Origin of the sequence: Occallatibacter savannae, from assembly GCF_003131205.1 — a bacterium.
GTDB lineage: Bacteria > Acidobacteriota > Terriglobia > Terriglobales > Acidobacteriaceae > Telmatobacter > Telmatobacter savannae.
This window is the reverse complement of sequence record NZ_QFFY01000001.1, coordinates 1,358,955-1,378,097: the sequence shown is the minus strand read 5'-3', so window position 1 is coordinate 1,378,097 and position 19,143 is coordinate 1,358,955. Positions and strand designations below refer to the sequence as shown.

Below are 19,143 nucleotides of genomic sequence, written 5' to 3'. Positions count from 1 at the left end.
TCAATTATCACCGTAGAAACAATTGATTTGCCTTATCAAGGTGTCGGCTTCTACCTTAGGCTCAAACGCGACGTATTTTGCCGGGGCTCTCCCGGAAAACCTCCTCCTCAAACACGAGAAGCACACGACGACAGGAGAAATCATGTCCAGCGAAGAAAAATGCCCAGTTGCCCACGGCAACGGTCATCGTCCGCAGCTAGCACGCAGCAATCGCGACTGGTGGCCCGACCAGTTGAATATCGCCATCCTTCATCAGAACTCCTCACTCTCCAATCCCATGAAGGCCGAGTTCGACTACGCTCAGGAGTTCAAAAGCCTCGACCTCGATGCCGTCGTCAAGGATCTCCACGCCGTCATGACCGACTCGCAGGAGTGGTGGCCGGCCGACTTCGGCCACTACGGCCCGCTCTTCATCCGCATGGCCTGGCACTCTGCGGGTACTTACCGCATCCACGATGGACGCGGCGGCGCAGGACGCGGCTCGCAGCGCTTTGCCCCTCTCAACAGCTGGCCTGACAACGTAAACCTCGACAAGGCGCGCCGTCTGCTCTGGCCGATCAAGCAGAAGTACGGCCGCAAGATCTCCTGGGCCGACCTGATGATCCTCGCCGGCAACGTCGCGCTCGAGTCGATGGGCTTCAAGACCTTCGGATTCGGCGGCGGACGCGCCGACATCTGGGAGCCGGAAGTCGACACCGACTGGGGTCCTGAAACGAAGTGGCTCGGCGACGAGCGCTATAGCGGAGATCGCGATCTCGCCAATCCGCTCGCAGCCGTTCAGATGGGCCTCATTTACGTGAACCCCGAAGGCCCCAACGGAAATCCTGACCCCAAGGCCGCCGCGCGCGACATCCGCGAAACCTTCGCCCGCATGGCCATGAATGATGAAGAGACTGTGGCCCTCATTGCCGGTGGCCACACCTTCGGCAAAACGCACGGCGCTGGCCCCGCCACCGAAGTCGGACCCGAGCCCGAAGCCGCTCCCATCGAGCAGATGGGCCTCGGCTGGAAGAGCAGCTTCAAGAGCGGCGTCGGTCGCGACGCCATCGGCAGCGGCCTTGAAGTGATCTGGACCCAGACTCCGACCAAATGGAGCAATTACTTCTTCGAAAACCTCTTCAAGTACGAGTGGGAATTGACGAAGAGCCCTGCCGGCGCGCACCAGTGGAAGCCGAAGGGCGATGCCGGAGCAGGCGAAATCCCCGATCCATTCGACAAGTCCAAGCGGCGCACTCCGACGATGCTGACCACAGATTTGTCGCTGCGCTTCGATCCGGCGTACGAAAAGATCTCCCGCCGCTTCCTCGACCATCCCGAGGAATTCGCCGACGCCTTTGCGCGCGCGTGGTTCAAGCTCACGCATCGCGACATGGGCCCGATCACTCGCTATCTTGGCCCTCTGGTTCCGAAGGAGCAGCTGATCTGGCAGGACCCGGTACCGAAGGCAGATCACGAACTGATCAACGACCAGGACATTGCGGCGCTCAAATCCAAGCTCCTCGCTTCGGGGCTTTCCATTTCACAACTGGTCACGACAGCGTGGGCCTCAGCCGGAAGCTTCCGCGCCAGCGACAAGCGCGGTGGCGCCAACGGAGCGCGCATCCGTCTCGAGCCGCAGAAGAACTGGGAAGTCAATCAGCCTGCGGAACTCGCCAAGGTGCTCGCGAAACTCGAGTCTATCCAGAAGGACTTCAATGGCTCGCAGAAGGGCGGTAAGAAAGTATCCCTTGCCGACCTGATCGTGCTCGGCGGCTGCGCTGCAGTGGAAGCTGCTGCGAAGAAGGCCGGCCACGACGTGAAGGTGCCCTTCGCTCCGGGCCGGACCGACGCGACGCAAGAGCAGACCGATGCCGCCTCCTTCGCAGTGCTTGAACCGGCTGCCGACGGATTCCGCAACTTCGTGAAGAAGGGACTCGAAGCCCACGCGGCCGAGATGTTCATCGACCGCGCGCAGCTGCTCAGTCTCACTGGCCCGCAGATGGCAGTCCTGCTCGGCGGCCTCCGCGTGCTGGGCGCCAACTACGGTGGATCGAAGAACGGCGTCTTCACAGACAAGCCCGAAGCCCTCACCAACGACTTCTTCGTTAACCTGCTCGACATGGACACGAAGTGGGACCGTTCGGAGAAGGATCAGAACGTCCTCGAAGGCCGCGACCGCAAAACCGGCAAGGTCAAGTGGACGGCGACCGTCGTCGATCTGATCTTCGGTTCAAACTCGCAGCTTCGTGCCATCTCTGAGGTCTATGCCAGCAGCGACGGGAAGCAAGACTTTGTGAACGACTTCGTGAATGTCTGGAACAAGGTGATGAGCCTCGACCGCTACGACCTGCTGCAAAAAGGAAAGGTCGAAGCGATCGATAAGAACGTCGAAACCGCCGCAGCGCCCATCGTCGGCGCAAAGGCATAACCCAACAACAACCGGGTGTCCCATTCTTGTCACGGCTTCATCGTGACAAGGGTGTTGGGGTGGGAACAAGAAAGCCGGGTGCCCCCGGTCCCTCGCACTTGGGGACCGGGGAGGTTTCAATACTTTAGTAAAAGCCCGGTGACCCATCCATCGCACGGTCTTATTGTGCGATGGGTGGGAACAAGCCGTGCTAACTCCGCTAACAAGCGCGCAGCGCTGCTAACTCCGCTAATTAGCGAGCAGCGCTGCTAGCTCCGCTGAACTCCGCTGCCCCCGGACCACCCCTCCGCATCTCCTCCGCATCCCACCTCAGGGCACCACGAGAGGTGAGTCATGGGCATTCTCAATACCGTTGCATCGATGGCGAAGGGAACGGCAGCATCTGAGCACGCGCAAGTGGCGGGCGGGCTTATGGACGAACTGCAGCAACGAGGCGGCGTAGGCTCGCTCATTCAGAATTTCCAGCGCAACGGAATGGGAAGCGTCATCGAGCAGTGGTCGCAGGGAAACACGCAACCGAACCCAACCGCCATCGAAAACGGCACGGAGGGCACCGGCCTTATCGACAGCATCGCGCAGCGCACCGGGCTCGCGCCGGGTGTTGTGCGCGGCGGTCTTGCCATCGCGCTCCCGCTCATAGTGCACCATATGGTTTCGAACAACCATGTGACGCCGAATGGCGTTCCCACCGGCGATCAGCCTGAGCCCACGAGCGTACTGCAGTCAGTACTGCAGCGCATCATCTAAACACTCGGCCTCAGGTCAGCGACCGGCGCCGGATGATCTCCCAGCCCTCTTCTTTTCTGCGCCAGCTCGAGGTGTTCCAAGGCTGTATTTCCTCCAGCACCGTAAGCTTCACCTTGAAGCGCGCTCCCGTCTGGTGACGAAGCTGCTCCAGTTCGCCCTCGAGCATCTCCGTTGCGGCTCTTCGGAACGAAGAGCCAGACGTGGACCCGCCAGTCTGCCGGAACCTTGCATTCGCGCTGCAAGGTTTCCTTGATGGAATCCCAGTGCTGGGTCCAGCCGGTCAGCTTCTTGAGCAGTGCCGGCAGCTCATCCTCCATGGCGGTCTCGCAAAGGTAGACCGCTCAGTGGCGCAGATCGATGGCAACCGCGTCGCAATGGCAACGTTCCGAATCAGCCTCCTTCTCAGCCGTCACAGCGTGCTCGAATCGGCAGTCCGCGTTCACGAACACCGCTCTGTCCGATTGCAGGTAGTCCATCACCACGGTTTTGTAGTGGTCCATTGGACTATGCTGGCGAGTTCTAAAACGGTCAATCTGTGATCGCGATCACATTCGGGGGCACCTTCAGCGCTGCAGGATCGATTGGGTCTTCAGATTTTCCCGGAGCGACACGAGCACCCGCTCCTTGTGCTTGAGGGTTCTCTCGCCGATCCTCTAGAATGTCCGGCAGATCAACATTTCAGCACCAGGCAATCCGCTCGAGGTTTCCGCTCGCAGTCGGTGAGCGTCTTCCATCAGGTGTCTACCCAGCGCTGGCGTTTGCCCGCGCTCATTCCGGGAGTGACGATGTCCATCAAGCTCAACGTGAATAACTCGACCACGACCGTGGAGGCTCCCGCAGAGATGCCTCTGCTCTGGGTGCTGCGCGACCTGCTCGACCTGCAAGGCGCGAAATACGGCTGTGGTATCGGCATGTGCGGCGCCTGCACCGTTCTGCTCGACGGGAAGCCAGTGCGTTCCTGCACCACCACTGTGGGCTCCGTCGGCAACCGCAAAGTGACGACCATCGAAGGCCTATCTGCCAACGGTACCCACATCGTGCAGCAGGCCTGGGCCGCTATCGACGTCCCGCAGTGCGGCTACTGTCAGGCGGGACAGATCCTCGCTGCCGCGGCGCTACTTGAGCACACACCCAATCCCACAGATGCGCAGATCGATACGGCCATGAGCGGCAATCTCTGCCGCTGCGGCACTTACACGCGAATTCGCGAAGCCATCCACCAGGCGGCCGGCGCGGCCTCCACCAGCAAGTAGAGGAGGGACCGAGATGCGCATGGATCGGAGATCGTTTCTGCAATTGACGGCGCTCGCCGGCGGCGGCATGGCGCTGAATCTCTACCGGCTTCCTGCGGCAAAGGCGCAAGAGTCAGGCACACCTTCCGGCATGACGCCGCAGGCCTTCATCCACATCGCTCCTGACGGCACAGCCACCATCATGGCGCGCGCCTCTGAGTCGGGGCAGGGAATGCGCAACATGCTTCCCATGCTCATCGCTGAAGAGCTCGACATCGACTGGAACAACGTCCGCGTGCAGCAGGCCGATCTGAACGAGAAAGTTTACGGCCATCAATTCTCTGGCGGCTCGATGAACACGCCAGAAGGGTGGGAGCCCATGCGCCGCGTCGGCGCCGCCGGTCGCCAGCTCCTGATCACAGCCGCCGCGCAGGACTGGGGAGTCGCTCCTGCCGAATGCACCACAGGTTCCGGCAAGGTCCTCCACTCCGCATCCGGCCGTTCCGCTACCTACGGCGATCTCGCCGCCAAAGCCGCCGCGCTCCCGCCGCCTCCGCTCGACTCCGTAAAGCTGAAGGATCCGAAGGACTACCGCATCGTCGGCACCTCGCGCAAAGGCGTGGACACCGATGGAATCACCACGGGCAAGCCGATCTTCGGCATCGATGTCAAAATCCCCGGCATGCTCTACGCCGCCATCGAGAAGGCTCCGGTGTTCGCCGGTAAGGTGAAAACCGCGAACATCGATCACATCAAGACCCTGCCCAGAGTGCGTCACGTCTTCGTCATCGAAGGCGGCATCAAGCCCAGCGCTTACACATCCTGGGAGCCCGGTATGGAGCCCGGCGTCGCCATCGTCGCCGAAACCTGGTGGCACGCGCAGCAGGCCCGCGACGAGCTGAAAGTCGAATGGGACCTCGGCCCCGCAGCCTCGCAAAGCTCCGACGGCTTCCGCGCCCGCGCAAAGGAACTGCTCGCAACTGCTCCGGAGCGCACCGTCCGCAAATACGGCGATGTAGACGCGGCACTCAAGTCATCGGCGAAAGTCGTCGAAGCAACCTACGAGTATCCCTTCCTCGCTCACGTCACGCTTGAGCCCCAGGGTGCAACGGCGCACTGGAAAGACGGCAAGCTCGAGATGTGGTCCACCAGCACCCTTCCCGGTAACGGCGTGCAGGCCGTCGCGCACACCCTGGGCATCAAGCCCGACGACATCACCACCCACATGGTGCGATCCGGAGGCAGCTTCGGCCGCAGGCTGCAGAACGACTACCTCGTTGAAGCCGCGTGGATTTCAAAGCAGATCAATGGACCCGTCAAACTCATCTGGTCGCGCGAAGACGACATCGCCCATGACGGCTTGCGTCCCGGCGGCACCGTAGGACTGAAGGCCGGCCTCGACGCAAACGGCAAGCTCACCGCGTGGCGCCATCACCTCATCACGTTCGGCGACAACAAGAACATCGCTTCCGGCGGCGGCATCGGCGGCGACACCTACCCTGCCAGCTTCCCGCCTGCTTACGCGCTCTACACCTCGACGCAGCCTCTCATGCTGCGTACCGGAGCTCTCCGCGCCCCCGGCGACAACGCCTACTGCTGGGTCTCGCAGTCTTTCCTCGACGAGCTTGCGCACGAGGCCGGCCGCGATCCGCTCGAGTTCCAACTCGACCTGCTCAGCAACACAAAAGCTCAGTGGAAGTCCGGCGAAGGCGATGCTGTCGGCGATCACGAACCCACCGGCCAGTCAGTCCTGATCCCTGAACGCTTCAAGGGCGTGCTTCAACTCGTCGCTGACAAATCAGGCTGGGCGAAGCGCAGCAAAGAGCCCGGCCGCGGCATGGGCATCGCCGCATGGTTCTGCCACCTGGGCTACTTCGCCGAAGTCGCCGAAGTCAGCGTCGACAAATCCAACCGCGTCAAAGTCGAGCGCGTCTGGGCCGCCGGCGACATCGGCAGCCACATCATCAATCCACGCGCAGCCGAGAGCATGGTTCACGGCGGCATCATGGAAGGCATGAGCCACATGACCCAGGAAATCACTCTCGCCAAAGGTCAGATCGAGCAGTCGAACTTCAACAACCATCCGCTCATGCGTATGCGCCAGGTTCCGAAAATCGAAGTCTACTGGAACAAAACCAACTACTCGCCCACCGGCCTTGGAGAGCCATCGCTTCCGCCCATCCTGCCCGCCGTCACCAACGCCATCTTCGCCGCCACCGGCAAGCGCGTGCGCACTCTCCCGCTCAAGCGCAGCGGCTTCAGCTTCGCCTGACGTAAGCCCGCTGTTCGTTACGGTCGTGAACCAACGCTGAAGCGCAACGTTGCGTAGTTCATCTGCCCTTCGGTGAGCGTGCGCACCGTGATAACGTTTCGGCCCTTCTTCAGGTGAACCCGCGCCAGATCGCGCGCGACGTTCCAGTGATGCCATTGGCGCCACGCGATGGGTTCGGCCGCGTCAAATGTCGACGCAATCTTCAGCGGTCCACTCGCCGGCTTCCCATTGACGTCGAGCTCGATGGTTCCTCCGCGATTCGATGTATACAGCAGATCGACCGCATAGTCCGCCGTCTCCTCTACGTCCACGGTTAGGTTGAACCACTCGCCTGGCTCGGTCCATCCCACGTAGAGCATCCCCGCTGGCGGCACGACTCTGTTGTACGGATTGTCGTCAATCTTCGGGTCGAGATCAAACTTCGTATACGAAGTGTCCACGCCCTCGCCCATGCGAAATTCATTCAGATAGGTTCCGTTCGCCGGATTCAGCGCTCCGCTGCCGTTGTTCTTCGCGTCTGCATCGTGATAAGCGACGCCTTCGCCGCCCAGGTCGTAGTAGGCGCACATCACCGTTCCGGGAATCTTCTGCGGACCTCCCTTGTACTTGCTGTCGTGAAAGGGTGTCCCCTTGTACTGCGCCAGAAATGCTGCATCGTTTTGACCATGCATCGCTCCGGTCAGCAGGATCGCGGACGCAAGCACAACACGCGCGTTGACTCTGAGCATACGGGCTTCCCTCGTTTTTCGCTTTTGCTGAACACCCGAATACTACCGCAAGGGAGACGCTACTTCGCCGCCGCTTCGGCCAGCGCCTCCACCACAGACAGGCTCTGCAGCACATCCGGCGAGACCCCGTGCCGCTCTGCCAGAAACGGAACGCTGTTGTACGAGATCGACGTATGGCCCGCACCGTCTTCGGCCACAAGAATCTTCAGCGGCAGGTCGATCGCGATGCTCGGCGCAGCCAGCATCACCGGCGTCCCCGCTTTCGGGTTGCCGAAGATCAGCAGCTTGGTATTCGGCATCGTCATTCCCGCTTTGGCTGCCTCGCCGCTGTGATCGATGACCGCGAACAGCGTCACCGCTTTCGCATGAAGTAGGGCCTTGAGCTTCTCAACCACGTCGTCCACGGGATGCTCGCTGGGTATCTGAATGATGCCGCTGTCGCTCATCGGGCACGCTACTTTCTCGGAACCAGGCGCAGGGTTCGCTTCGCTTCGATTCTAAAGCGTGCGGCATTTCATCGCACAAACCCACATTGAGCAGGCATCACCGTTGCGGCTCGTTGCGCACTCCGCCGCCCTCGATCCGCACCGGCCCCTCCACCCGAACCGGCGGGAATCCCACGATCTCATAGGTTCCCGACGCGATTCCGATCTTCGCCGCATCCAGATCGTCCATGATCTGCCGGCTGATCTTGTCCTTCAGGCCGCGCACATGGTGTGTGCCGCAGAGGAAGCGCACGGCAAGCTCAATCCAGTTGTCGGTGATGCGCAAATATACCTTCGGCTCGATATCTGCCTGTTCGACGAAAAACCGCTCCTTCAGTCGATCCAGTTCGGGCTGAGCCAAATTGGCGATCTCCTGCGTATGATCGCGCACCGCCTTCAGAATGATCTCTTCCGCGCGCCTGCGGTCATCTTTGAACGAGATGGGGAAATGCATCTCCTCCCAGATATACGGAAAGTCGCGCGAGTAGTTGAAAACCGGTTGCTCGAATATCTCCGAATTCGAAATGGTCACGATGCGGCCCGAGTATTGCCGGCTGTGGACCCACATTCCCGGATCTTCTTCCTGCACCGCAGGCGGCTCGCCCATCTCCATGATCACTGTCTGAATAAAGTTCAGCGCGATCACATCGCCGCGCACCCCACCCATCTTGATGCGATCGCCCACGTTGAAGGTCTTCCCGCGCAAAATAACGAAATAGCCGGCGAAGCTCGTCACCACCTTCTGCATGGCAAAGGCAAGTCCCGCGCCCACCAGCCCAACTCCTGTTGCCAGCCTCGTCGGGTTATCGAACCAGATCGACACCAGCCCCACAACGCCGCACAAAAACAGCAGGATGCTGATTCCCTGGCGCGTCCAGAACGCGACCCGCTGGCGATCGCCGCCCAGTTTGCCGGCGATCCCGCGGAGCACCTTGTTGATCAGGTAGAGCACTGCGAGAAAGATCAGAGTAAAGAGGAGCTTGCGGCCATTCTCGGCGTTCACGCCGAGCAGCCGTACCCGGCAATCTCAACGGTGTGTTGATTGCCGACAAGCTGAAACAAAGGAGCAGCCACGCGCCGTTGGATGCGAACGGCCTCAGGAAGGTGCGATCTCAGCCGGTACTGCTTCGCTCATTTCCTCTCATCCACCCAGTAAGTCGTGCGCGCCTCAACCATGAGCTTCTGCTGTCCCACCACCTTCACCTGCAGCGCATGAGGACCGGGCACAAGCGGGGTGGGACGAAAGGTCAGAACATACCGATTCGGCAGGTTGTTCATGATCGTCATCATGCCGGCGGCAAGCGACTTCTCATCGCTGAAGCTCAGGTAGTCGCCACCAGTCAGGCGAGTCAGCGTCCGGGGAACATTCTCTCGCAATCCATTCTTTGCGGACATGAACGCGAGCTCCGCGATGCGTAGAGGAGGAAGGAGATCGCCGGCGCAGTCCCAGGCTTGAATCGCGCGACTCCCATGAGCATCCGGATCCGCCCCGGGCTCGCGGCTCATGCACCCGCCGGGCGCGTAAGGAGTTCGCGAGTAAGGCGTACCGCCGAGTCGCGGAATCTTTTCCGCACGATGGCCGGCATCGGCCTTCGTGCTTGAGAAAGCAAGACTATAGATCGTCGTGTTCGTATCGCTGACCGCACGCACAGCCTCGCCGAGCGAGATCTGGCTTCCCTTGTCAAAAGTCTCGCTCATCAGCAGAAGAGCGCGCCGGTAGCGCGGCGGTACATCCTTCAGTTGTTGAATGCCGAAAGCGACCGCATCGAGAATCGCTGCGCCGTCGTCGCCGGGTTCGAGCTCCGCAATCGTTCTCGCTGCCTCAGGAATGCTCTCGCCAAATCCCCGCGCCAGGCTCGGAGTGCTGTCAAAGTGAATGACTGCCACCGTGTGGGGAACGTCTCCGATCATGTCTTCGAGCAGCGTCTCGATATGCTGATAGTCCTTCAGACGCGAGGCAGCTCGTCCGCCATCTTGCACGACGATAGCCAGCGCGATCGGCTCGCGTCCGGTCTCTTCTTCAACATGGATCGTCTGCGCGATGCCGTTATCGAGAACGGCGAAATCCTGAGCCTTGAGCAGGTATACGCGTTCCCCTTTATGAGACTTCACCAGAGCCGAAACCTGCACCAGGTCCGTATTTACAGTCACGGTGTCGGATTGAGCGCGAGCATTCAGCGAGCTCAACGAAGCAAGGCAAACAACAAACGTCAAGGCATCATGGATCCGCAAAAGCACCCTCCATTGCTCCCTTGAGTGCATACAGCTTTGCTGAGTTTGACTCGGTTCTTGCGATTCAGTCACGCAACCGGGTTCTACTCCGATGCTCGGGTGCCCCATGTCTCCCGACGTTGGAGACATGGGATCTGGGCTGCACCCCTTTACAGAATGGGAGTCTACACCGCATCCCAGCGAGGTTCTAAAGCAAGCCCCGCTGCGTCGAACATGCCGTGAAAGGGCACGACTGAGCAGCTTGCTGAAAAGCCCTGTTCAGTATGGTCTTGAATGGGCACGCATTTTCCGTGCCGCTAAGTGCCGCAACAAGTGGGGCGGCTTCAGCCGCTGAGGGAAGAGTTTCGCTGACGATTGGTTTTTTCAGCAAGCCGCTCAGTCGTGCCGAGCCGCAGCGAAAGTGAGTGCGGGGCTTTAGCACCTGATGCAATCTGCAAGAGATTGTCCTCAAGTTCAGGTTGGCCGGTTGGTCGCTAACTGACTGTTCTTAGGTCGACCGCGCTGGAACACACTTCTTCAATTCAGGCTGTCATTCTGAGCGCACGGGGCCCCACGTGCTTTCTTCAGCGTGGGGGTGGTAAGCGAAGAATCTGCGTTTGTCTTTCTCGCTGTCCACGTGTGGAATGCGCAAGTTCTTGCTCTCAACTTCCGCATCGCCGGTGACACTCCCGGAACAGCCGAAACGGCGCGCTGTCGCTCAGAAATAGAGCCAGGGCTTTAGCGAGTACTCGCGCCGAACGTCTTTTTGATTCTGATAGTAGCCAGCGACAGGAATGTACAACGAAACTCTGTCTGCACCTTCCCATGAAAGCGTCCCCTCATTGGCACCCTCAAAATAATCCAAGGACTTCACAAGATAAATGCCGGGAAGAATGTTTCTTCGCTGCTGTAGGCTCACCCCGTGCGGGCCCACCGCTCCTCCCGCGGTCCCATCCCACGTGAGGTGAACCGAATACCCTCCGTGTTGTAGCGTACATAGCTCCCGGCTGAGTTGGACGTGCTTCACTGCGTCTGGAATGTCGCACGCCACCATCGCCGACAGGCCCACCACTGAAAACGACAAAATGGGCATAAGCAAAGCAAGAGTCGTTATCTTGCCCCAGCGCGGCAGGCGCAGAGCAGGCTTGATAGCGATAAAAGGGAGCAAAAGAAAAAGACAGCGGGAGGCGATGTTCATTCCCTCGTGCGTGAATCGAAATGTGCGCATGCACAAAAACATGAAGACCGCGAGGGCGGCCAAAAAGACGAGATGCCGAACACTCTTTGAAACTGGGTCCGATAGAACTGAGCCGCTCATGTATGCGGGTCTCTCCAACTGCATCTATTCGACGGATGAGGACGATTCTACGCTCGCATCGGAGACGTTCTGGTCGGGTTTATCGGCGATTGGTAACCTGGCAATCTTTTGCTCTCAGCTTCTCCATAGCCGGTCACTCGCCAAAAAAGGATACGCCGTACTTATCTATGACGTACTCGCGAGGCGGAGAAGAGATGGACGCGATATGCTCCGGCCGAAATGTAATGCTTTCGCCCGTGTGCGGACCGAACTCCCGTATCGAAACGGGATCGCTGTCCAATACGCCAATATAGTCTTCTTCTGTACGAGACTTAACAATCACCCACATCCTCTCCATGACTATTCCGTTCTCGCTGGTCTGGATGTCGAACAACAGCTTAGCGCCGTCGCCTGGCACCAGCGCTTCTCGCTCATCTCTTGACGGGATCAGGAAGGTGCTCGGATATTCTGCGTTGCGCCCTTCTGCTGAGACGAGTTTCCATCCCTCAGGGGTCATATCGTTGTGCATAAGCGGCTGATCAATTATCTGCCTTCGATCCAAATGAGAACAGGTTTTCCAGCTAAGCGGTAGGGTTGTCGGCGACTGAGACACTGAGGCCAATTTCTAGTCGATTTTTTTGATCGACACCGAAAATGTAGACGGTGCTGAAGGACACTTCACCGCTCTCCTGAGAATCGCGTGAGCGTGCCAAACAACTCCCGCAAACCTCTCCGCCAGAGGTCAAGAGCCACCAAACGTGAACCCCCTTAAGCTCCTGATTGCAAACAGACAAATCCTCTGCCCGTTTTGCAGTCCAATTCGCCGATTTCGTCATACTTGAATCGTATGGATCAAAATCTCACCAGCGCCGGCCAGGACAGATCGCCGGGGGCCTCCTGTCACTTGGGGACTGAGACAGCCGAATGCCCTGCAAAGGATTGAAGCAGCGTCAAGCCGCCGGGTCACTCCATTCCAAAAACATCAAAAAACGTATTTGCCCGTATCGAGAAGGAATTGGGCATGACTTGCATGTAAGTCATTGATCTGCCCTATTTTAGCTTTTAAATACTGCATTTTCAATCATTTATGGCCATTTCCGCCGGTAAATCGTTGAAAACACTAGCCCCCCGGGGTGGGGGGTGCAAGGTATAGCCGGAGCAGCCATGGGAGAAAGATAATGTCATGGACCGAGTTGCCAAGGTGTGCCAGGGTCTCACCTTATCTCCCGGTTCCTCGTTGCTTGTCCGCTGGTTCCCTTTGTCCCCTTGTCCCTCAGTGCTTTGGCCCTCTGTCCCTGCTTCTAAGTCCTTTGTTATGACATAGCTTGTGGGTAAGTCCAACCCGGTGACACACTTAGGGCGCCAGCGCCCTCGGAACCCACACAAAACAGGACAGTTGTGCACAAGGTTGGGGGGAGGGGAGGAGGGTAGGTGATGTGTTGCAGCTCAGCCCTCTCTGCCCCGACAAATTCGACGGAACGTGCACAGCACGACAGGTCAGCGCCACATCCGTCTCGGAACCAGGCGTGTCACATCCCGTCGAGCTCGCTTGAGACACTTCATTCACCCGTCGCTGTACAGTTGAGAGGGAACTCCCTTCAGGTCCGCTCTCCTTGGCTGCGCAATCCAATTCGGACAACCTCGCCCACCTGCTTCACTCTGTTTTCGGATTCGCGCAGTTCCGCGCCAACCAGGAAGCTGTTTGCCGCGCCGCCGTCGCTGGTCGCGACCTGCTGCTCGTAATGCCCACGGGAGCGGGTAAGTCGCTCTGCTACCAATTGCCCGCCCTCGCGCTGGGTGGAACGGCTCTGGTGATTTCGCCGCTGATCGCGCTCATGGAAGATCAGTATGCGAAGCTCGCGGCCTTGAATCTTCGCGTGGCGCGGATTCATTCGGGCCTCGATCGCTCCGTTTCGCGCCAGGCCTGCGTGGAATATCTGCGCGGCGATCTCGATTTTCTCTTCATCGCACCGGAGCGGCTGCGCGTGCCCGGCTTTCCGGAGATGCTCGCCAAGCGTCCACCCGCTCTGATCGCCATCGACGAAGCTCACTGCATCTCGCAATGGGGACACGATTTCCGGCCAGATTACCGCATGATCGGACAGTATCTACCCAATCTGCGCAATGGAGCGACCGTGCCCGTGCTCGCGTTGACGGCAACGGCCACGCCCGCAGTGCAGAAGGACATCGTGGCGCAGCTCGCGATGACAAATCCGGAGCGCTTCATTCACGGATTTCGCCGCGATAACCTCGCCATCGAAGTTGTGGAACTGCCAATTCCTGAGAGGCCTTTCGCGATATCGAAGTTGCTGGCCAAGCGTGTGCACCGTCCCGCAATTGTGTATGCCACTTCGCGCAAACAGTCTGAAGCGCTGGCCGAGCAGCTTTCCCAATTAATGCCGACAGCCGCGTACCATGCCGGTCTCGACTCGGAAACACGCGAGCGTGTGCAGCGCGCGTTTCTCTCCGGCCGGCTGGAAGTGGTCGTTGCGACCATCGCATTCGGTATGGGCATCGACAAGCCGGACATCCGCACCATTATTCACGCTGGATTGCCCGGCACGCTCGAGGGTTATTACCAGGAGATCGGCCGCGCCGGGCGCGACGGAGCGCCGAGCCGCACGTTTCTCATGCACTCCTATGCCGATCAGCGCACGCATGACTTCTTTTTGAATCGTGACTACCCGCCCGTCGAGAATCTGCACCAGGTTTTCCGGATGCTGAGTGAATCGCCCCGGACCATTGACGATCTGCGCGCTGCGTCGAAGCTCGCCGAAGAGGAGTTCGATAAGGCGCTCGAGAAGCTGGAGATTCATGGCGGCGCACGAGTCGACTACGCGGGAAATGTCACGATCGGCACGCCCGTGTGGACCCGGACCTACTCAATTCAGGCGCAGCATCGCGCCGAGCAGTTCGGTAAAGTGCTGCGATTTACGGAATCGAGCGACTGCAGGATGTGTGCGCTGGTGCGCCACTTCGGCGACGAGGATGATGCGAAAGAACCGTGTGGCCGGTGCGACGGCTGCGACCCCGCCGGCTCTGTGCTTCGCATGTTCCGCCGCGCCAGCAACGGAGAGCGCTCTGTTGCGGAGCTGATTCTGGATGATCTTAGGCCGGTGGATCACAAAGGCGCAGGAAGTTTGCAGAGGGCCATCGATCCGTCAGGCCGGATCAGCCGCGACAAATTCGAAGGAGTGCTCGACGCCCTGGCTCGCGCTCGCGTCATTGCCATCGAAGATGCACAGTACGAGAAAGATGGCGAAGTGAAGCACTATCGCAAGGTGAGCCTCAGCGAAATGGGTCGAAGAATGAACTCAGCATCACAGGTTGATCTTCTCATAAGTGACGGAATCGCCGAGGAGTTTACGACGCTCACTGCTATCAAGGGCTCCCGAAGAGCCGCGAAGGTACCGAAAGCGCCGGCGCCGCGAACACGCGAATCATCGCAGCCTCCTACGAGAGTCGTATCAGTTCCACCTCTCTCCCCTGAAGCAGAAGCGCTCGCTGTACGACTGAAGCAGTGGCGCAACGATGAGGCGAAGAAGCTCCGCCTGCCGCCCTACTTTGTGCTCCTCGATCGCACGCTCGCGGCCGTCGCGCATGCCCGTCCCGCGAACCTCAGCCAACTTCTTGAGGTCGACGGCATCGGTCCAGGCAAGGTGGAAAAATTTGGCCCCGCGATCCTGAAGATCTGCGGAGCCAAATAGCCTCTGAAAGCTGCGATGCGAATCAGGCAACGCGCTCTATGGTGACAGACTCAAGAACGACGGGCTTGCTCGGCTTGTCCTGAGCGCCGCGTGCCACCTTGGAGATTTTGTTTGCCACATCCTGCCCTTCAACCACTTCGCCGAAGATGGTGTGATTGCCGGTAAGCCACGGTGTGGGTGCAACTGTGATGAAGAACTGGCACCCGTTGGTATTCGGCCCCGAATTGGCCATGGCCAGCTTGCCCGGTTTGTCGAAGCGATGCGGTGAGCCCTTCGTCTCGTCCTGGAAGCGATAGCCCGGACCGCCCATTCCGGTCCCAGTCGGATCGCCGCCCTGAATCATGAAGTCAGGAATCACGCGATGGAAAATCGTTCCGTCGAAAAGCTTGTTCGACGACTTCTCGCGCGTCCCCGGGTGCGTCCACTCCTTCTTGCCTTCGGCCAGTTCGATGAAGTTCTTCGTCGTGATGGGCGCGTCGGCTTCGAAGAGCCGCGTGACTATCTTGCCTTCGCTCGTGTTGAAGGTCGCGTACGTGCCAGGTGCGAGTGCCATAGATACTCCTGTCTGAGGATAATGTCCTTGAAGCGTAAAAGTTCGAGTCGGTGATCGACCCGAGGCAAAGTTTTGGATTACTGCTGCGGCGCGGAAGATGGCTGCGATGAAGTGGCTGGAGTCGCCGGAGCAGGCGGCAGAGCCTGCCCCTCCGGAACAATCGTCACCTTCTGCAGCACGACTGGAGTGACAGGTTTGTCGTTGGGATCACGCTCAACGCGGGCAATTGTCTTCACTACATTAACGCTCGGCTCGTCGCACTGGCCGAAGATGGTGTGCTTCCCATTCAGAAATTCGGTGGGAACCTCAGTGATGAAGAATTGGCTTCCGTTGGTATTCGGCCCTGAATTCGCCATGGCGAGGCGCCCCGCAACATCGAACTTCAGATCTGGGTTGAATTCGTCTCCAAAGCTGTAGCCCGGGTCGCCCATGCCTGTCCCGGTGGGATCGCCGCCCTGAATCATGAACTCCGGGATGACGCGATGGAAAACGGTGCCATCGTAGAGCGGCTTGTCGTGCATCTTCTGCTGCGTCTTTGGATCGATCCAATCCTTCTTGCCCTCGGTGAGCGCGATGAAGTTGGCGACGGTCTTCGGCGCCTCCTTCTCAAAGAACTTGCATGTAATGCGCCCCATGGACGTATCCATGACGACGGCCGGCCCGGTGGGCTGGATCTGCGCGGCGGCGGTTGCCTGAGGCGCGTCCGGAAGCGGCGCCTCCGCGGGTTTCGTGCTCTCCTGCGCGAAGGCGGCCGCTGCAAACGCGGTGACTGCGACAGGAGTGAAGAATAAGGCCTTGATTCTCATACCGATCTGAGGTTAAACCATGCTGCGTGCCCCTTGCCAGTGGCTCTCGTTGAGCATGTATGTTAATCGCATGACTTCTTCGCGCTTTCTTTTACGACCGGCCGGATTGGCCTGTCTGTTCGGTTGCCTCGCCTTCGCTCCGCTAAACACATTTGCGCAGAATGACAAGACACCTGCCCCTGCTGGGGACAAGAACAAGCCTGCAGACAAGGGTGCAGCCGACAAATCCGCACTGCCTCCGCTCCCGACTGAGTCTCATGTGCAGCAATCGATCCAACTCGATGGCAAGCCGCTGAAGTACACAGTGACGGTCGGTGCGTTGCCGGTGCGTGACGGCGAGGGAAAGGTCGCGGGTGAGGTGGTACTGACTTCCTACACCGTCGAGGGGCAGAACCGTCCGGTCACTTTCGCCTTCAACGGCGGTCCCGGCGCGTCGTCGGTGTATCTCAATTTTGGCGCAATTGGGCCGAAGCACCTCGACGCCGGCAACGAAGGTGACAGTCCCTCAGATCCGACCAATCTGGTGGACAATCCAGGAACGTGGCTCGACTTTACAGATATTGTCTTTATCGATCCGGTTGGCACCGGCTTCAGCAGATCGCTCGTGCCTGAGCCAGAAGCGAAGAAGCTGTTTTACAGCACCGAGTCGGATATCGAGTATCTCTCACGTATCGTCTACGACTGGCTCGTAAAGAACGATCGCCTGAGTTCGCGGAAGTACCTTGTCGGCGAAAGCTATGGCGGTTTCCGCGGACCGCGTATCACTCATTACCTGCAGTCGCAGCTAGGCGTCGCAATGAACGGAGTGGTGCTTGTTTCTCCGTATCTCAATCCGACGATTGAAAATAACGGTGATTTGTCGCCCCTGCCTTGGATGATGACTCTTCCTTCAATTACCGCAGCCCATCTGGAGCGCGAGAAGAAGCTCACTCCCCAAGCAATGAGCGAAGTGATCGCCTACACGCGAGGAGAGTACGCGACCACCCTGCTCAAAGGGCGATCGGACGAGGCTGCCACCCAGAAGATGATCGCAAAGGTGACGGAGATGACGGGTCTCGATCCGGCTTTTGTGAAGTTTTCAGGCGGCCGTATCGAAACGGGCTCGTACCTGCGCGAGGTTCATCGCGAGGAGGGCAAACTGGGTTCCGTTTACGACTCGAACGTGACGTCGTTTGATCCGTTCCCGTTTGCGCCGGAACAGAGGGCGCAGGACCCGATATTGGCTAGCATTGTCGCGCCGCTCACGACCGCGATGGTGGACTTCGTTACACGTACAGTGGGCTGGAAGGTGGATGCGCGCTACAACGCGCTGTCATATGACGTGAACCGACAATGGGATCGCGACGCCGAACTACGCAAGGGATCGGTTCCTGATTTGCGCGAGGCCGTGGCAGCAGATCCGAAGCTGAGAGTCATGATCGTGCACGGCTGGAACGATCTCTCATGCCCGTTCATGGGGTCGGTACTCACGGTGGACCAGATGCCGGTAATGGGAGACGCGGCGCGCGTATCGGTGCACGAGTTCCCGGGTGGTCACATGTTCTACACCCGCACCGATAGCCGCATGGCTCTGCGCAAGGACGTGATGGATATGTACGCCAGGCACTAAGGACAGAATGTGCAGCTCCGCGTCGAGTAACAGCAGCGAAATTGCGTTCGGGGGCTTTTTACTCTCGTTGCGTTTTTGCCGGCTCCAGTGGCTGCAGGGTGAGCCGTGCTGTCAAAACGACGAGTGTGGACCAGAGGATGTCGGCGCCGAGGAGATGGACCGTCTGAAGCCAGACGGGAGCCAGAAGGACGACATCGAGAACGCCAAGGACGTACTGAAGAGCGAGAAGGATCAGGACCGCGGCTGAGAGCGAGCGATTGTCCCAGGGTGTAGAGCGACGCGCGGCGCGGACGAGGATCCAGATAAGAAACACGCTGGCGAGGAAGGCAATGGTTGGATGAGTCCAGCGCCAGCGCACAAGCCAGCCGCTAGTAGATGAAAAATCCTGAGCCAGGGCTGAACCGAGCGAGGTGGCCGGAAAGAGCGTGTCGCCCAGCGCAGCGAGAGAGCCGGTGACGCCGACAATAAGGACGAGAATGATTCCTGCGATGGCGCCGGCGGGAGCGACGAGACGAATTGAGTGGCGCAGGTAGCCTTGCTTGCGGCTGAGCATGTGCGCGGTGAGCGTGAGGGCGGCAAGAAGCAGCAGGGTGTTGGTGAGATGAAGAGCGAGGTACCAGGGACGCAGGGGAGACTGGCTCTGCGCAGTGAGGCCGAGCTTGACGAGGAGAGCTCCGAGGATGGCTTCAATCAAAGTGAATGCGACGACGGCGATGGAGGCTGCTCGGGCAAGGTGGCCGCGCGTGGTGGCGGCGAAGGTCCAGATGAGAAGGCCGACGGCGGAGAAGAAGGAGATGCCGCTCGTGATGCGGTGGGTGAATTCGATCAGCGTGTTTGCGGGTGCGGAGTGCTGGAGCACCGTGCCGTTGCAGAGAGGCCAGTGGTTGCCGCAGCCTGCCCCGGCGACGGTGGCGCGGACGACTGCTCCCCAGAGGATGACGGCGATGAAGTAGGCGAGTACGGCCCAGGCGAAGTTGCGAAGAGCGGGCGAGGGAAGCGGTTTGAGGGTGGCTGGTGCGATTCGATGCGCGGGGATGGATTGCGCGTTCACATAAGTAAGTTTAGAACAGAGGGCGGTCGAACATCAGC

The 19,143-nt window shown here is 59.5% G+C and carries 17 protein-coding genes; 6 read left to right on the top strand and 11 right to left on the bottom strand.

Annotated elements, in window-relative coordinates:
- Positions 1-142 precede the first annotated feature (142 nt).
- Together katG and DHV10_RS06055 are read left to right on the top strand one after the other, a co-directional pair.
- Positions 143-2,407, top strand: coding sequence for a catalase/peroxidase HPI (katG, locus tag DHV10_RS06060; protein WP_109485353.1), 2,265 nt, complete (start codon positions 143-145; stop codon positions 2,405-2,407).
- Positions 2,408-2,740: 333 nt separating this feature from the next.
- On the top strand, positions 2,741-3,154 hold the full coding sequence (locus tag DHV10_RS06055; RefSeq protein WP_109485352.1) for a YidB family protein: 414 nt from the start codon (positions 2,741-2,743) through the stop codon (positions 3,152-3,154).
- Here DHV10_RS06055 and DHV10_RS06050 read toward each other — a convergent pair.
- Both DHV10_RS06050 and DHV10_RS26915 read right to left on the bottom strand, forming a co-directional pair.
- Positions 3,151-3,471 carry a hypothetical protein gene (locus DHV10_RS06050; RefSeq protein WP_109485351.1) on the bottom strand — a complete coding sequence of 107 codons (321 nt, stop codon included), beginning with the start codon at positions 3,469-3,471 and terminating at the stop codon, positions 3,151-3,153. The genes DHV10_RS06055 and DHV10_RS06050 overlap by 4 nt on opposite strands.
- A gap of 24 nt (positions 3,472-3,495) precedes the next feature.
- Positions 3,496-3,654 (bottom strand): hypothetical protein, encoded by a 159-nt coding sequence (locus DHV10_RS26915; RefSeq protein WP_162601238.1) that lies wholly within the window; start codon positions 3,652-3,654, stop codon positions 3,496-3,498.
- 237 nt (positions 3,655-3,891) lie between these two features.
- Here DHV10_RS26915 and DHV10_RS06045 point away from each other — a divergent pair, with 237 nt between their 5' ends.
- Together DHV10_RS06045 and DHV10_RS06040 are read left to right on the top strand one after the other, a co-directional pair.
- Entirely contained in the window at positions 3,892-4,407 is a 516-nt protein-coding gene (locus DHV10_RS06045) for a (2Fe-2S)-binding protein (RefSeq protein WP_239461305.1), read from the top strand.
- A 13-nt stretch (positions 4,408-4,420) separates the two neighbouring features.
- Positions 4,421-6,658, top strand: a complete 2,238-nt coding sequence (locus DHV10_RS06040; RefSeq protein ID WP_204101336.1) for a xanthine dehydrogenase family protein molybdopterin-binding subunit — start codon at positions 4,421-4,423, stop codon at positions 6,656-6,658.
- A 17-nt stretch (positions 6,659-6,675) separates the two neighbouring features.
- Here DHV10_RS06040 and DHV10_RS06035 read toward each other — a convergent pair whose 3' ends face one another.
- The 6 genes from DHV10_RS06035 to DHV10_RS06010 all read right to left on the bottom strand — a co-directional run bounded on the left by DHV10_RS06035 (position 6,676) and on the right by DHV10_RS06010 (position 11,908).
- A complete protein-coding gene (locus DHV10_RS06035; RefSeq protein WP_239461304.1) occupies positions 6,676-7,386 on the bottom strand; it encodes a carbohydrate-binding protein in 711 nt (236 codons plus the stop codon).
- A gap of 59 nt (positions 7,387-7,445) precedes the next feature.
- Complete coding sequence (locus DHV10_RS06030) at positions 7,446-7,832, bottom strand: DUF302 domain-containing protein (RefSeq protein WP_109485350.1); 387 nt, start codon at positions 7,830-7,832, stop codon at positions 7,446-7,448.
- 97 nt (positions 7,833-7,929) lie between these two features.
- Positions 7,930-8,874 carry a mechanosensitive ion channel family protein gene (locus DHV10_RS06025; protein ID WP_204101335.1) on the bottom strand — a complete coding sequence of 315 codons (945 nt, stop codon included), beginning with the start codon at positions 8,872-8,874 and terminating at the stop codon, positions 7,930-7,932.
- 128 nt (positions 8,875-9,002) lie between these two features.
- Positions 9,003-10,103: a vWA domain-containing protein gene (locus DHV10_RS06020; protein ID WP_109485348.1), complete on the bottom strand. Its 1,101-nt coding sequence runs from the start codon at positions 10,101-10,103 to the stop codon at positions 9,003-9,005.
- Between the two features lie 697 nt (positions 10,104-10,800).
- Positions 10,801-11,280: a hypothetical protein gene (locus tag DHV10_RS06015; RefSeq protein WP_162601237.1), complete on the bottom strand. Its 480-nt coding sequence runs from the start codon at positions 11,278-11,280 to the stop codon at positions 10,801-10,803.
- Between the two features lie 253 nt (positions 11,281-11,533).
- The gene (locus DHV10_RS06010; protein WP_162601236.1) at positions 11,534-11,908 is read right to left on the bottom strand and encodes a hypothetical protein; all 375 of its coding nucleotides are present in this window, start codon (positions 11,906-11,908) and stop codon (positions 11,534-11,536) included.
- A 1,084-nt stretch (positions 11,909-12,992) separates the two neighbouring features.
- On the opposite strand from DHV10_RS06010, the gene DHV10_RS06005 reads away from it, so the two are divergent.
- Complete coding sequence (locus DHV10_RS06005; protein ID WP_109485345.1) at positions 12,993-15,086, top strand: RecQ family ATP-dependent DNA helicase; 2,094 nt, start codon at positions 12,993-12,995, stop codon at positions 15,084-15,086.
- A gap of 22 nt (positions 15,087-15,108) precedes the next feature.
- Here DHV10_RS06005 and DHV10_RS06000 read toward each other — a convergent pair whose 3' ends face one another.
- Complete coding sequence (locus DHV10_RS06000) at positions 15,109-15,639, bottom strand: peptidylprolyl isomerase (RefSeq protein ID WP_109485344.1); 531 nt, start codon at positions 15,637-15,639, stop codon at positions 15,109-15,111.
- 77 nt (positions 15,640-15,716) lie between these two features.
- The gene (locus tag DHV10_RS05995) at positions 15,717-16,445 is read right to left on the bottom strand and encodes a peptidylprolyl isomerase (RefSeq protein ID WP_109485343.1); all 729 of its coding nucleotides are present in this window, start codon (positions 16,443-16,445) and stop codon (positions 15,717-15,719) included.
- A 19-nt stretch (positions 16,446-16,464) separates the two neighbouring features.
- Between DHV10_RS05995 and DHV10_RS05990 the strand changes: the two genes are divergently transcribed.
- Entirely contained in the window at positions 16,465-18,054 is a 1,590-nt protein-coding gene (locus tag DHV10_RS05990; protein WP_239461303.1) for a S10 family peptidase, read from the top strand.
- Positions 18,055-18,112: 58 nt separating this feature from the next.
- On the opposite strand, the gene DHV10_RS05985 is transcribed toward DHV10_RS05990, so the two are convergent.
- Entirely contained in the window at positions 18,113-19,105 is a 993-nt protein-coding gene (locus DHV10_RS05985; RefSeq protein ID WP_239461302.1) for a COX15/CtaA family protein, read from the bottom strand.
- Positions 19,106-19,143: the final 38 nt, after the last annotated feature.

Bases quoted from the DNA above. Each gene is read 5' to 3' on its own strand.
- katG (WP_109485353.1), top strand. From the start codon at position 143: ATGTCCAGCGAAGAAAAATGCCCAGTTGCCCACGGCAACGGTCATCGT.
- DHV10_RS05995 (WP_109485343.1), bottom strand. From the start codon at position 16,445: ATGAGAATCAAGGCCTTATTCTTCACTCCTGTCGCAGTCACCGCGTTT.
- DHV10_RS06000 (WP_109485344.1), bottom strand. From the start codon at position 15,639: ATGGCACTCGCACCTGGCACGTACGCGACCTTCAACACGAGCGAAGGC.
- DHV10_RS26915 (WP_162601238.1), bottom strand. From the start codon at position 3,654: ATGGACCACTACAAAACCGTGGTGATGGACTACCTGCAATCGGACAGA.
- DHV10_RS06055 (WP_109485352.1), top strand. From the start codon at position 2,741: ATGGGCATTCTCAATACCGTTGCATCGATGGCGAAGGGAACGGCAGCA.
- DHV10_RS06015 (WP_162601237.1), bottom strand. From the start codon at position 11,280: ATGAACATCGCCTCCCGCTGTCTTTTTCTTTTGCTCCCTTTTATCGCT.
- DHV10_RS06030 (WP_109485350.1), bottom strand. From the start codon at position 7,832: ATGAGCGACAGCGGCATCATTCAGATACCCAGCGAGCATCCCGTGGAC.
- DHV10_RS06050 (WP_109485351.1), bottom strand. From the start codon at position 3,471: ATGGAGGATGAGCTGCCGGCACTGCTCAAGAAGCTGACCGGCTGGACC.
- DHV10_RS06040 (WP_204101336.1), top strand. From the start codon at position 4,421: ATGCGCATGGATCGGAGATCGTTTCTGCAATTGACGGCGCTCGCCGGC.
- DHV10_RS06035 (WP_239461304.1), bottom strand. From the start codon at position 7,386: ATGCTCAGAGTCAACGCGCGTGTTGTGCTTGCGTCCGCGATCCTGCTG.
- DHV10_RS06010 (WP_162601236.1), bottom strand. From the start codon at position 11,908: ATGCACAACGATATGACCCCTGAGGGATGGAAACTCGTCTCAGCAGAA.
- DHV10_RS05990 (WP_239461303.1), top strand. From the start codon at position 16,465: ATGCTGCGTGCCCCTTGCCAGTGGCTCTCGTTGAGCATGTATGTTAAT.